Origin of the sequence: Bacteroides sp. DH3716P, assembly GCF_025914115.1 — a bacterium.
Classification (GTDB): domain Bacteria; phylum Bacteroidota; class Bacteroidia; order Bacteroidales; family Bacteroidaceae; genus Bacteroides; species Bacteroides ovatus.
The window spans coordinates 4,775,177-4,789,551 of record NZ_CP083673.1 but is presented as its reverse complement, the minus strand read 5'-3'; the positions used below and the strand labels follow the sequence as shown (position 1 = coordinate 4,789,551).

Sequence of the window (14,375 nt, the reverse complement as noted above, 5' to 3'; positions counted from 1 at the left end):
AGTTTTAGAGAGTTCGATTATTTGATGACATAAATGAAACTAAGACCGATTTTGGTCGGACCGAAATAATTGCGGGTGTTATGTCCCAACTTTTCACCTCCGTCACCACGAGCATACTTATCATATTCCAGACGGGCGTATCCCACTCCGATGGTAGCTTCCATACTCCATCGTTTGCTTATGATCCATTGATATCCGTAGGAAATACCGGCTCCGTACAGATTGCCGTCGTAACGGTCATGTCCCATTCCGAATATATTCAGATTGCTGACATTCATTTCTCCGTAATGTCCGTGCAAACCGAAGAAACTTCCGTTGAAACGTTCGCAGAGCCAATAGCGTAATTCCGGCTGAACGAGCCAATGTTTGATTTGACGGTCGTCACCAAACTTCCACGGATTGTAGTTACCGGATATGTCGAGAGTCAGTTTCTTTGCCAATCCCACTTCGATTCCTAAATTGGGCGTAGAAGTGGCCCAATAGAGAGCATTGGTCTTGATGGCAAATTTGGGTAGATAGGTTTCATTCCGTTGTACCTGTGCATGAATACTTGTACCGAACACGAGCAGGAAACCGGCTGCTAATAAGATTTTAATTGTTCTCATTTTGTTAGGGTATAGGTTTTATTAAAAATGATAAGCGATAAACAGAAAAGCGGGGAAGTTTGTTGTCGCAACCTGCAAAAAAAGCTCCCTAAATAAATGGATAAAGATGTTTTAAGGCATAAATGCTAACAATTTCCACGCATGATGCGTTCATTATATAAAAGTACCTTTGTGTAATCAATATGACAATGATTTCATTTATTACTGTTTATTTTTACACACACATACAACTTTAATAATTACAGCCTATGAAAGAGCTTATTAGCAACCTGGAAGTACTGAACAGGAAAGCAGAAAAAGGCGGCGGAGACGCTCGCATTGAAAAACAACATTCTGTGGGCAAGCTGACCGCCCGTGAACGCATCGATTTATTATTGGAGAAAGGTTCGTTTATCGAACTGGATAAGTTGGTAACCCATCGGTGTACCGATTTCGGTATGGAAAAGCAGAAATTCGCCGGAGACGGGGTGGTGACGGGATATGGTATGATTGGCAAGCGCCTGGTTTATGTATTCGCACAGGATTTCACCGTATTTGGAGGAGCTCTTTCGGAAACGCATGCTAAGAAAATTTGTAAAGTGATGGACATGGCCATGCAGATGGGAGCACCCATCATCGGATTGAATGACTCGGGAGGTGCACGAATTCAGGAAGGAGTACGTTCTTTGGCCGGATATGCCGAGATATTCCTGCGCAATTCTATGGCATCCGGAGTGATTCCGCAGATTAGCGCAATCATGGGACCTTGTGCCGGTGGTGCTGTTTATTCTCCTGCATTGACCGATTTTATTTTGATGGTGAAAAACTCCGGTTATATGTTTATTACAGGACCGGATGTGGTGAGAAGCGTGACACAGGAAGAAGTGACAAAAGAAGAACTCGGTGGAGTAGGCGTGCACATGACAAAGTCCGGTGTAGCCCATCTTTCTGCGGAAAACGATATTGAGTGCATCAATTATATTCGTGAATTGATCTCCTATCTGCCGGGGAATAATATGGAAGAGCCTCCGTTTGTAGCGACCAGCGATTCGCCGACTCGCCTGACTCCGGAACTGGCAGATTTGATTCCGTCCAATCCGAATCAGCCGTATAATATAAAAGAGATGATAGAAGCGGTGGCTGATGATAATAGTTTCTTCGAGCTTCAGGCAGAATATGCTGCGAATATTGTGACGGGATATATCCGCCTGAATGGAAAAACGGTGGGAGTGGTGGCTAATCAGCCATTGGTGCTTGCTGGTACACTGGATATCAATGCGTCTATCAAAGCCGCCCGTTTTGTCCGCTTCTGTGATGCTTTCAATATCCCTTTACTGACACTGGTAGATGTTCCGGGATTCCTTCCGGGAATCGATCAGGAATATGGCGGAATTATCCGTAACGGGGCAAAATTACTTTATGCTTATTGTGAGGCTACGGTGCCGAAAGTGACGGTTATTACCCGCAAAGCATACGGTGGTGCTTACGATGTGATGAGTTCCAAGCATATCCGTGGAGATGTAAATCTTGCTTTCCCTACCGCCGAAATCGCGGTGATGGGACCGGATGGAGCTGTGAATATCCTTTTCCGTAAGGAAATAGATAAAGCCGAGAAACCCGAAGAGAAACGGAAAGAACTTCAGGATGATTATCGCGGAAAGTTTGCCAATCCTTACCGGGCGGCGGAACTGGGATATGTGGATGAAGTAATCGATCCGGCAGTAACCCGTTTGCGGTTGATTCGAAGTTTCGAGATGCTTGCCAACAAACGGCAGTCGAATCCTCCTAAGAAACATTCTAATCTACCGCTGTAAGCCTGTTTATGGATTAAATCCGTGCCTAAAATTATTAAATTGCTCTTTTAAGTTTTGACTTCTAAAAAGAAAAAGATTATGATAAAAAAAATATTAGTAGCCAACCGGGGTGAGATAGCGATGCGCATCTTTCGGACTTGTCGGGTGATGAATATCTCGACAGTGGCTGTTTATACCCATGTAGACCGCGGAGCTTTGCACGTGCGTTATGCGGAAGAAGCCTATTGCATCTCCGAATCGCCCGAAGATACCTCCTACCTAAAGCCGGAATTGATATTGTCCATTGCCAAAAAGACCGGAGCCGCTATTCATCCGGGATATGGTTTCCTGTCGGAGAATGCGGATTTTGCCCGCCGTTGCGAAGAAGAGGGAGTGATTTTTATCGGACCGAGTGCGGATATTATTTCCAAAATGGGAATCAAGACGGAGGCCCGTAAGATTATGCGGGAAGCAGGATTGCCTATTGTGCCCGGAACCGAAACACCCGTACAGGGCATTGATGAAGTGAAGAAGGTAGCTAATGAAGTTGGCTATCCCATTATGCTGAAAGCACTTGCGGGAGGTGGAGGAAAAGGTATGCGTCTGGTACGTACGGAAGAAGAGGTGGAAACTGCTCTCCGTTTGTCGCAATCCGAAGCAGGGACATCCTTTGGCAATGATGCGGTTTATATTGAAAAATATATTGAGAATCCGCATCATATCGAAGTTCAGATCATGGGAGATAAGTATGGAAATGTCGTTCATCTGTATGAACGTGAATGTTCCATTCAGCGTCGTAACCAAAAGGTGATAGAAGAAAGTCCTTCTCCTTTTGTGAAAGAGGAGACGAGAAAGAAGATGTTGAAGGTAGCCGTGGAAGCCTGTAAAAAAATAGGTTATTACAGTGCCGGGACATTGGAGTTTATGATGGATAAGGACCAGAACTTCTATTTTCTCGAGATGAATACCCGTTTGCAGGTAGAGCATCCTGTGACGGAGGAGTGCACAGGCGTTGACTTGGTACGGGATATGATAACTGTTGCTGCCGGAAATCCATTACCTTACAAACAGGATGATATTGAGTTTAGCGGAGCAGCGATCGAATGTCGTATTTACGCCGAAGATCCGGAGAATAACTTCATGCCCTCTCCCGGTGTGATTACTGTCCGTGAAGCTCCCGAGGGACGTAACCTGCGTCTTGACAGTGCCGCTTATGCCGGATTTGAAGTCTCTCTGCATTATGACCCGATGATTGCCAAGCTATGTTGTTGGGGGCGTACCCGTGCATCGGCCATTTCCAATATGGCACGTGCTTTGCGCGAGTATAAGATTCTGGGAATTAAGACAACGATTCCTTTCCATCAACGTGTATTGAAGAACGCAGCTTTCCTGAAAGGTGAATATGACACGACGTTTATTGATACACGCTTCGATAAGGAAGACCTGAAACGTCGTCAGAATACAGATCCGACAGTGGCTGTCATTGCTGCCGCAGTGCGACATTACGAGCGTGAGAAAGAAGCGGCTTCCCGTGCAACAACACTCCCGGTAGTAGGAGAATCACTCTGGAAGTATTATGGTAAATTGCAGATGACTGCTAATAATTATTGATTTGAGACTAATAAATAACGGAACAGATTATGGGTACAACATTAGCTACATATTACGCCAAGCTCCAGGATATGCCGGACAGTGAATATAAGGTGGAGATTCTGGAGGACGGACCAATCAAGAAGATTGCAGTCAATGGTAAGATATATGAGGTCGATTATAACATGGGTGGCGACTCTATCCATTCGATCATCATTGATCACCACTCGCATGGAGTGCAGATTTCTCCTTCTTCCAATAATTCATATACGATTATGAATAAAGGGGAGCTTTATCAGATTGAATTGCAGGGAGAAATGGAGAAGATACATAATGCCCGCACTGCTGCTGAATCCGTAGGGCGTCAGGTGGTACAGGCACCGATGCCGGGAGTTATCCTGAAGACGTATGTAAAGAAAGGAGATCTCGTGAAGCGGGGTGATCCGCTTTGTGTATTGGTGGCGATGAAAATGGAGAATGAGATACGTTCGGTGACGGATGGAGTTGTGAAAGAAGTATTCGTGGAAGATGGCATGAAGGTGGGATTGAACGACCGGATTATGGTAATTGAGTAATTCTTTGAAAAAAACGGGGTAAATACGTGCTTTTATTCAAAAAAATATTTACTTTTGGCAGATAAGTACGTATTTACACCGTTACATTATGAGTATCGAACAAAGCAAAGAAGCATTATTAGAACAGTTAGAAGCACTTAAAAAAGAAAACGAGCAGCTTAGAAAAGAACTTTCTACCCTTAGGGATGAGAAATATAACGATCGTCCTGTTAGTTTTAAAGAAAAATATGCTGTTAGAATACTAGACTCTCTTCCCGATATGCTGACTGTCTTCAATCAGAGTGAGGTAGGTATTGAAGTTGTTTCCAATGAGGAAACCAACCATGTAGGAATATCAAACAAGGATTTTAGAGGGATGCGTATGCAGGATATGGTTCCACCGGAAGCATATCAGAATATTCACTCCAATATGCGTCATGCTATCACCACCGGAACTGTTTCAACTGCACATCACGAACTGGATTTTAATGGTGAACGCCATTATTACGAGAACCGTATTTTTCCGTTGGATGAGGAATACGTGCTGATTATGTGTCGTGATATAACGGAACGAGTAGCTACCCAAAGGCAGTTGGAAGTTTTTAAAAGTGTGCTCGATAAGGTGAGTGACAGCATTCTTGCTGTGGCGGGAGATGGAACGCTGGTTTATGCGAATAAGCAATTTATAGAAGAATACGGTGTAACGCAAGAGTTGGGTACACAAAAAGTATATGATTTGCGTGTCTCTATGACCGACAGGGGGGCGTGGGAAAAAAGATTGCAGGAAATTCGTGATAACGATGGTAGCTTTGCTTATCGGGCGGCTTATATACCTTACGGGCATACGAAGGAGAGAGTACATCAGGTATCTGCTTTTCTGATTCGTGAAAATAATCAGGAACTCATTTGGTTCTTTACGCAGGATATTACTGATGTTATCAAGAAACGGGATGAACTCCGCGAACTGAATTTATTGTTGGATGGTATTTTAAATAATATTCCGGTCTATTTGTGTGTGAAGGACCCGGAAGATGATTTTAGATATTTGTATTGGAATAAGGCATTTGCCGATCATTCAGGTATTCCGGCGTCTAAAGCTATCGGGCATACGGATTATGAAATATTTCCGGTGCATGGAGATGCGGAGAAATTCCGTAAAGATGATTTAGAATTACTTCAGACTCATAAGCGCATTGATATGCAGGAAACTTATTTGTCCGCTAATGGAGAAGCGCGTATCGTGCAGACTTTGAAAGCACTTGTACCGATGGAGGGACGTAAACCGTTGCTGATTGGCATTTCATGGGATATTACTAATCTTCAGAATATTGAGCAGGAACTGATTAGGGCAAGGATTAAAGCGGAGCAATCCGACAGATTGAAAAGCGCTTTCCTTGCTAACATGAGCCATGAGATCCGGACTCCGCTGAATGCTATTGTAGGATTCTCCCAGTTATTGCCTTCTGCCGAAACTGCTGAAGAGAAAAAACTCTATTCGGATATAATCAATCAGAATTCGGATATTTTGTTGCAATTGATTAATGATATTCTGGATTTATCGAAGATAGAAGCCGGGACACTGGAATATATCAAACGTCCAATGAATCTGGGAGAGGTCTGCCGAACAATTTATACTGTTCATAAAGAACGTGTGAAAGAAGGGGTAACTCTTGTCTTTGATAATGAGGAGGAGGATTTGCTCATGGAGGGAGATCAGAACCGTATCATGCAGGTGATAACGAATTTCCTGACTAATGCAAGTAAGTTTACCTATGAAGGAGAGATCCGTTTTGGTTTTGGACGAATGGATAAAGATATTCGTGTGTATGTAAAGGATACAGGAATAGGGATAGAACCGGAAAAGGTAGATCATATCTTCGAGCGTTTTGTCAAACTGAACTCTTTTGCCCAAGGGACAGGATTAGGTCTGTCTATCTGTCGGATGATTATCGAAAAAATCGGTGGAGAAATAGGGGTGACTTCCGAACTGGGTAAAGGCTCCACATTCTATTTCACGATCCCTTATGAAGAAACCGGAGAGCATGGTAAATTCTTTAAAGAGTCGAAAGTGGTATCTAAAGGAAATACAGTCAATCGTGTACAACAGATTAAGAAGATTCTGGTAGCAGAAGATGTGGAGAGCAATTTTATCTTGCTGAAGAATCTGATTGGCAGGGAATATACATTGCTTTGGGCTAAAGACGGAGTGGAAGCTATCGAAATGTATAAGCAGTACCAACCGGACTTAATCCTGATGGATGTAAAAATGCCGCGTATGGATGGACTGGAAGCAACCCATATTATCCGCTCTTATTCTAAAGAAATTCCAATCATTGCTTTGACGGCTTATGCTTTTGAGGCGGATAAAGAATTGGCATTGGAGATGGGTTGTAATGACTTTGTGACCAAACCGATTTCGGAAAGAACATTGAGAAAGGCTTTAGATAAATATTCGACTACTGTTTAAAAAAAGGATTATGGCTATATGTATCCGGTGAAAGTTACTTATGATAGCCATAATCCACAAAAGAGTACGATTGTTGTTGAGTGAAAGTAGTCGGTGATTACTTTTCTATAGATTCTTTTTTATTTCCGGAACCAGTATAAACTTCGTTTCCGGAAAATACTTTTTCAGCCAGGTCCGGATAAATTCCATTGTATCATTCTGAATCGTCTTGTCTTCTACGGTAGGATATAAATTATATAATACGGTATCTAGTACAATGCCGCGTTTTTGTATTGCTTCGAGACTAAGCAGGGTATGATTGATACTCCCCAGTTTGCCCGAAGTAACAAAGATAAGCGGATATTTTTCTTGGACGATGTAGTCAATGGTTAAAAGTTCAGTTGTCAGGGGAACCATAAGGCCGCCTGCTCCTTCAAGTAAAACAGAGTCATACCGTTCACTCAATTCTTCGGTCGCACGTTTTATTTTATCAAAGTCGATGGGGCGGTTATCCAGCTGGGAAGCAAGATGCGGAGAGGCGGGATAAGAGAAAATCTCCGGCATGGTTAGTCCCTCTTGGTCTTCTTTGGTGAAAGGGATTCCCATGATTTGCCGATGTAGGTCAATATCTTCGGAATGACCTACATTTCCCGTTTGAATAAATTTCTGGGTGATGGTGCGATGCCCGTTCTTGTTCCATTCACGAGCTAGAAAGCCGGTGGCATAGCTTTTTCCGGCATCAGTGTCGATACCGCTTACGAAATATACATTCTGTTTCATACTTTTTTCTTTTTTGCGATGATATAAATAGGGTGATATGTTAAGGACACAGAAGTGCCCTGAGTAAATTCCTGCGTGTAACGTTCACAGAAGAGTTGCAAGTCACGACGAGTCCACTGTTGTTGGGGGAGATTGTTCTTAGAATTAGTTCTTGAATTATTCTTTGAATTGTTGTCTGATGAACACAAATCGTTCTCTTGTTTTCCGGTAGGAGAGGATTGCGTTGATAAGCCATTGACTCCGGTTTGCTTCAAGTGATATAGTACTTTTATCGGGTCTTCGAACGAAAGCGGGATAAGCTCTTCTTCTGAATACAGTATGTCAAAATGGGGTGACAAAGCTACTTCGAGCTCTTCCCGTGAACGATAAGGAAGTCCGTTGCCGGTAAGTTCGCGTATTTCTTTCATGTTTTCTTTTCCAAAAGTGCTAAAAGCAAAATAACCCTGATTATTGAGTAGGGTATTACACCTTTCGAAAAAGTTTTCTGGTGATTCGAACCATTGCAAGGCGGAGCAGGAAGTTATCAATGTACTTTCGGTGGGGAAAGAGACTGTTTCGGCATCTCCCGGAAGAAAAGAAACCTGCTTCTTCATTAATAAGTCCTCACAGCAATATTTCATATCGGGGCAAAGGTCATTAAGTAATAACTCTTCCGGACGGAGGGCTTGGAGCAGCATACGGGAGTAAATACCGGTTCCGCAGCCAAATTCAATTACTTTCGAACAGGGAGAAGGTATGTGTTCTGTAAGCAAACGAATCATTTTACCTGCTATTTGCCGTTGCACGTTTGCTTCCTTTGGATAGGTAGTGATAGCTTTTGAAAAACGTTCTGCGATTAGTCGTTTATTCATAATCAATATTTATTTAATAGGCTGATATACTTGATAATCACTTTATTTTAAAATGATGGATGCATCAGTTCTCCGGCTGCATGAGTATCGTGTTAAAAAGCTCTTGTTGGTAATGTGCCGCTTCCACTTGTTCAAGAGAGTCCACTTGGTTTTCCCATGCCAAATATTGGTTATCCGGGAGGAAAATGCGGTCGCCTTTTCCTATGATAGCTTTTTGCCATTTAAAATCAGAGGGCGGCAATGATAAATATTGTTGTTGTATAGCGGCAAGTTCTTCTTTGAGTTCTTCCATCGGACGCTGGGGGGATATGGTTTGAAAAGTTTTATAGTCAGCTATTGAACCACACATTCTTCTTTGAAATTTTTGCAAGGTTTGTTCATTCAGCCCTTGAAGTGTGCCATCGAAAATAGAGTGAGCGATACCTTTGGTTTCGTGTATGGGGTAGAGGGTGCCGTTGATGGCGATACTTTGGGAGACAGGCAGATGTGGGTACTGCTTCATGATTTGCGAAGCTGCCCAGACTCCCATCGACCAGGCGATAAGTGTAATCTGGGAATAGGTTTCTAATAAGTCGGTATCAAATGCTAATGAACGGTAATCATAGCAAATCATCCAGTCCTTATCTGTAGGATGAATGGTCAGGAAAGGAGTTTCGTCCATCCCCCAACCGGCGAAGAAAAGCAATAGATGCTTCTGATTATTCTTTATGATAAAATGCTGCTTCATTCGTTTATCAATTTGATGAGTTGGTCAATTTCATGTTCAGTGATGTCCGCTGTCAGTGAAAAACGGATACGTGAAGTTCCGTCGGGTACGGTAGGCGGACGGACGGGCAATGCATAGAATCCTTTGCGCTGGAGTTCTTCTGCTTTCAATATGGTATCTTCACTGGCTCCTATAATCATAGGTACAATATGGCTCACCGATGGGCAATTATATCCTTTGGCTGTAAGGGCTACCTTTAGCTTTTCACTGATTTGTAGCAGGTGAGCCCTCTTATGTTGTAAAGCTGAAAGGCGTTCTAACATCCACGAAGTCCACTGGATATTGATAGGAGGAAGTGCGGTGGTGAATATAAACGTGCGCATTTTATTAATAAGATATTCCCGAATGAGTTGCCGACAGACAATATAGGCACCTGCCGAAGCAATGGCTTTTCCGAATGTTCCTACTAAAAAGTCTATATCGTTGATACAGTCCTGTTCTTCGGCACATCCTAATCCTTTTTTTCCTCGTATACCAAAAGCATGAGCCTCATCTACATAAAGAAGAACATTGGAATAACTCTTTTTGAGTTGAATGAGAGCGGGAAGATCAGCTTCATCGCCATCCATGCTGAAGATACTTTCGGTAACAATAATAAGCTGCTCATAAGCGTTATGATTTTCAGCAATCAGTCGTTGCAACTGGGAAATATCATTGTGACGATACCGAATACATTTAGCTGATGATAATTTAATTCCGTCTATCAGGCTTGCATGCACTAGCTTGTCGGCAAGAATCAGTGTGTGAGTATTGCAAATGGCAGGAAGTATTCCTGTATTGGCATGATAACCACTATTGAATATAAGTGCACTTTCCGTTCCGAACATCGTGGCTAGCTGTTGCTCCAACTTCTGATAGTCACTAAAATTGCCGGTCAGTAACCGGGAAGAGGAGGAAGTAGGCAGGAATGTTTCAGGGGTGAGTGTTTTTAAGAATTCCTTCCTCAATGAAATGTCATTGGACAGCCCGAGATAATCATTAGAAGATAGGTTCAACATTCGTTGTCCGTTCAGCAGAACATCTCGTCCTTCGTGAATTAGCGGTGGGAGAGAACGGTAGTTCTTTTTCTCTTTCAAGGTCTGGAGTTCCTGGTTTATATGTTCTAATGTCATGAATTATTGTTTTAAGTAATAAGTATTCGATATATGGATGGTTGAAAGCGTAATCAGTTGTCTATAAGATGTTTATTGTCTAAAGAAGTATCCCGAAAGTTTCTCACCGACCAAGGCATCCTTCCTCGGTGAGGAAAGGCCCGTTCCTCACCGAGGAACACCCTTTTGCTCACCGAGGAACAGATTCTTGGGTGAAAATCTGGTAATATTCTTCTTATCTGTCATCTTTTTTGAATAACTTTAAGTAAGCCGGAAGTCAGTTTGCTTAATTGTTCCGAAGTGATGATGAAAGGCGGCATCAGATATACCAGCTTGCCAAAGGGACGTACCCAGATTCTTTCTTCCACAAATCTTCGTTGCATATAGGCCATATTTACCGGACGTTTCATCTCAATGACTCCGATGGCTCCGAGTATTCGTACATCAGCCACTTCCGGAAATTCCCGTGCAGGAGCCAGTTCTTCTTTCAGTTGAGTTTCGATTCGCTTCACATTCTCTTGCCAACCGGATTCGAGCAGCAGGCGAACGGAAGCGCAAGCCACTGCACACGCAAGTGGATTCCCCATAAATGTAGGTCCGTGCATAAAAGCTCCCGGTGTGTGGTTAGAGATTGTATCTGCTATCCGGTTGCTGGTCAATACAGCAGAAAGTGTCATATATCCTCCGGTCAGTGCTTTACCGATACACATTATATCCGGTTCTACTCCGGCATGTTCCCAAGCAAAAAGTTTACCGGTTCGTCCGAATCCCGTTGCTATCTCATCGAAAATAAGAAGAATATCGTGCTTCCGGCAAAGCTTTTCTGCTTCGCGCAGGTACTGCGGATGATAAAACCACATCCCGCCTGCTCCCTGTACCACCGGTTCCAGAATAAGCGCCGCTAACTCTTTTGAATGTTTTTCAATCATCTCTTGTAGAGGTAGTATATCTTTCGGATTCCATTCTCCGTCGAACCGGGAAGTGGGGGACGGGACAAAATAACGTACAGGCAATGCCGAACCGAAAAGACTGTGCATACCCGTCACCGGATCACATACAGACATGGCATTCCACGTATCACCGTGATAGCCGGAACGGATAGTCACGAAATTGTTCTTTTCCGGTTTTCCTGCTGCATACCAATATTGTACAGCCATTTTCAGTGCCACTTCTACGGCTACCGAACCGGAGTCTGCATAGAATATTTTCTGCATGGAGGAAGGAACCAAAGGCAATAACAGTTTCCCCAGTTCAATGGCCGGATCATGCGTCAGTCCTCCGAACATGACATGAGACATTTTATCTAATTGTTCTTTTGCCGCCTGATTTAATACCGGATGATTATATCCATGCACTGCACACCACCAGGAAGACATTCCGTCAATGAGCGTTCGTCCGTCTTCGAGGGTAATGGTAGCGCCGTCTGCCCGTTTTACTTTGTAGACAGGAAGCGGATCGGTAGTCGAAGTATACGGATGCCAGATGTGCTCGCGATCAAATTGGGAATCGGCGAAATGATAGCCTTCTTCCTGAATCATCTTTTTGTCTTCCGATACTTTGGAGCCGAGTGTTGTCAATAGGTCGCCTACGATAGCCGAGTTAATTCCGATATATAATGCCTTGTGCATCGCTTCGGAAGAAAGTTGTGAACGTCCTCCGGCAAAACGCAGAAAAGCGGTCGGATTGATAAAACGAAAGAGTGCGATGGTTTTAAGTATTTCTTCTTCGCTTAGAGGCTGCTCGTTTTCCAGTGGAGTTCCCGGAATCGGACTAAGCAGGTTGATAGGTATGGATTGAACATTCAGTTCTGCCAATGTGAAAGCAAATTCAATCCGTTGTTCCATCGTTTCTCCCATGCCGATGATACCTCCGCAACAGATATCCATGCCTACACGACGGGCTGCATCGAGAGTAGCCAGTTTCTGTTCTTGCGTATGCGTAGAGCAGAGTTTGGAAAAATAAGACGGGGCAGTTTCCAGATTACAGTGATAACGGGTGATTCCCGCTTCATGCAGGGAACGCAATTCTTCTTCATTGAGCAGTCCCAGAGAAGCACAAAGTTGAATCGACGAATGTCGACGCATATAACGGACTGTATCGCAAAGTTGGGTAATCTGTTTGGGAGATGGTTTTCGTCCGCTGGTAACGAGGGAGAATCGGTTGACGTCCTGGGCTTCGTTGTATTGGGCCTGTCGGAGACATTCTTCAGCGGGGAGGAGATCGTAAATCTCGGCTTTGGTCTGGTAGTGGGAGGATTGTGCACACCATTTGCAGTTTTCCGGGCATCGGCCGGACTTGGCGTTGATGATGGAACACATGTCGAATTCGTGCGAAGCACGTGCGACGGTAATCTCATGCGCGGCGGCATAAAGCGCCTCGCTGTCAGCCATGTTGGCTAGCCAAGCTGCTTGGTCGGGTGATATGTCGATACCCGCCAACACTTGGTCTTTGATTTCCTGAAGTGTCATAAATGTATGATAAGGGATAGTTTGTGCAGCATTCTGCTTACGAAGAGCAACGTCTACTACATTGGTATGCAGATGACCGATTTGGAATTCGCGTCCCATACTTGCAAAGGCAGCATAGTTCTTTCTTCCCCAGTAGCGAAAGCGGGAAAGAAGAGTGCGTGTGGTCTGTATGTGGCGTTGTTGCTTCATTGATTTTTTTACTTTTGTTCGTTAGAACGTGGCAAATGTACAAAGATTCTTTGGATAAGCAAGCAAGTTGATGATTTCTAGTTTCTGTGGAATTATTTCTTTTTCCTGTATTCTTTGCGGGTGTTGAAGTTGAATCCGGCATATATTTGGAGAGTACCGAATCCATTGTCGACAGAGAAATTGTTGCGATGATAATTGTAGTTTTTTCCAACAAAAGAAGTACCTACGTAATACTTGCCTGTGTTGTAGACAATCCCTGCCCGAACCAGAAAATCCAGATTGAATTTACCGTACCATGCTTTTGCTTCATTTGTTTCTGCGTCCACATCGGAAGCTTTGTAGGCAATGGCAGGGGTGAGAGACAGGCATGCCAGACAGTTGCGGGTAAAGACCCAGTTGTAGGCGTAGCCGAAACTGATATTGGCATTGGTGTATTTAATATTCTTGACTTTCATGGCAGGATTCATCGCCTCCTGGATAAATCCCGGAAGTGCTGTATAGTCGAAGTCGAGATGATGCTTTGAAATGGAAAAACCTGCAATAAATGTACCTGCATTGCGTCGTTGATTAGTGGACTGACTGAATGCGGCAGGATAGGAGAATTTACGGTTATTGAAGATATAATATAGATTCAGTCCTTTGATATCTACCTTTATTCCGCTGAAATCTTCGGAATAGTTAGAGGGGATATCGTCTGAAAATCCTCTGATTTTATGTATTTTGTAATCATTACCAGTGCGGCGATAGAAGATATCCACACCCAGTTTGGAACTGTATAGGCTAAGATCGAATTCTGTTCCTCTGTTCTTTCGGGTACCTTTTTTGAAAATATCGTTCACATCTACAGACCATCCCAGGAAAATCCATCGCCAGCCGAAATACAATCCTATCTTGTTGTGCGGGTTGGGAGAAAAACTAAGTTTCTGTGGCTGCGGCAATTCACTGGTGATAGAATAATACTCAAAGTTGCTGAAATGAGTAACCATCAGCGCATAGTTATAACGGTTGGGACTGATATAGAGCGTATCGAAATCACTGAAGTTCATAAACTTCTTGATCGCTCTTTTAAAAGCACTTGGCTTGGTGGTTGTTGTGGAATCTACTTCTGTACTATCGTTGCCTAAAGAGACTTTCTCTTCAGTCTGCGCCTGTAAGGACAGTGAAAATAACAGAAAAAGATATAGAATAACCCGTTTCCCCATGTGGTTCTTTGTTGGTATAGATATTTTTAGTTTCACGAATGTACTATCTTTCGTTGATTTA

The 14,375-nt window shown here is 43.4% G+C and carries 11 protein-coding genes; 4 read left to right on the top strand and 7 right to left on the bottom strand.

The window, feature by feature from the left end; translation table 11 throughout:
- Positions 1–17: 17 nt before the first annotated feature.
- Positions 18–605 carry a DUF3575 domain-containing protein gene (locus tag KQP79_RS18025; protein ID WP_004300526.1) on the bottom strand — a complete coding sequence of 196 codons (588 nt, stop codon included), beginning with the start codon at positions 603–605 and terminating at the stop codon, positions 18–20.
- Between the two features lie 248 nt (positions 606–853).
- Here KQP79_RS18025 and KQP79_RS18020 point away from each other — a divergent pair, with 248 nt between their 5' ends.
- The 4 genes from KQP79_RS18020 (at position 854) to KQP79_RS18005 (ending at position 6,988) form a co-directional block, all read left to right on the top strand.
- Entirely contained in the window at positions 854–2,398 is a 1,545-nt protein-coding gene (locus KQP79_RS18020) for an acyl-CoA carboxylase subunit beta (protein ID WP_004300524.1), read from the top strand.
- Between the two features lie 78 nt (positions 2,399–2,476).
- Entirely contained in the window at positions 2,477–3,988 is a 1,512-nt protein-coding gene (accC, locus tag KQP79_RS18015) for an acetyl-CoA carboxylase biotin carboxylase subunit (protein WP_004304129.1), read from the top strand.
- A gap of 29 nt (positions 3,989–4,017) precedes the next feature.
- Complete coding sequence (locus KQP79_RS18010; protein ID WP_004297139.1) at positions 4,018–4,542, top strand: biotin/lipoyl-containing protein; 525 nt, start codon at positions 4,018–4,020, stop codon at positions 4,540–4,542.
- Positions 4,543–4,630: 88 nt separating this feature from the next.
- Positions 4,631–6,988, top strand: a complete 2,358-nt coding sequence (locus tag KQP79_RS18005; RefSeq protein WP_004297137.1) for a PAS domain-containing protein — start codon at positions 4,631–4,633, stop codon at positions 6,986–6,988.
- Positions 6,989–7,093: 105 nt separating this feature from the next.
- On the opposite strand, the gene bioD is transcribed toward KQP79_RS18005, so the two are convergent.
- The 6 genes from bioD to KQP79_RS17975 form a co-directional block, all read right to left on the bottom strand.
- On the bottom strand, positions 7,094–7,747 hold the full coding sequence (gene bioD / locus KQP79_RS18000; RefSeq protein WP_004297136.1) for a dethiobiotin synthase: 654 nt from the start codon (positions 7,745–7,747) through the stop codon (positions 7,094–7,096).
- On the bottom strand, positions 7,744–8,598 hold the full coding sequence (bioC, locus tag KQP79_RS17995; RefSeq protein ID WP_004311218.1) for a malonyl-ACP O-methyltransferase BioC: 855 nt from the start codon (positions 8,596–8,598) through the stop codon (positions 7,744–7,746). Before bioC ends, bioD begins: the two co-directional genes overlap by 4 nt.
- Positions 8,599–8,662: 64 nt before the next feature.
- Positions 8,663–9,325: a DUF452 family protein gene (locus KQP79_RS17990; RefSeq protein ID WP_004297134.1), complete on the bottom strand. Its 663-nt coding sequence runs from the start codon at positions 9,323–9,325 to the stop codon at positions 8,663–8,665.
- Positions 9,322–10,476 carry an 8-amino-7-oxononanoate synthase gene (locus KQP79_RS17985; RefSeq protein WP_061448369.1) on the bottom strand — a complete coding sequence of 385 codons (1,155 nt, stop codon included), beginning with the start codon at positions 10,474–10,476 and terminating at the stop codon, positions 9,322–9,324. The genes KQP79_RS17990 and KQP79_RS17985 overlap by 4 nt, the downstream gene beginning before the upstream one ends.
- A gap of 221 nt (positions 10,477–10,697) precedes the next feature.
- The gene (gene bioA / locus KQP79_RS17980; RefSeq protein ID WP_004311217.1) at positions 10,698–13,112 is read right to left on the bottom strand and encodes an adenosylmethionine--8-amino-7-oxononanoate transaminase; all 2,415 of its coding nucleotides are present in this window, start codon (positions 13,110–13,112) and stop codon (positions 10,698–10,700) included.
- 92 nt (positions 13,113–13,204) lie between these two features.
- Complete coding sequence (locus KQP79_RS17975) at positions 13,205–14,314, bottom strand: DUF4421 domain-containing protein (protein WP_004311216.1); 1,110 nt, start codon at positions 14,312–14,314, stop codon at positions 13,205–13,207.
- Between the last annotated feature and the right edge of the window lie 61 nt (positions 14,315–14,375).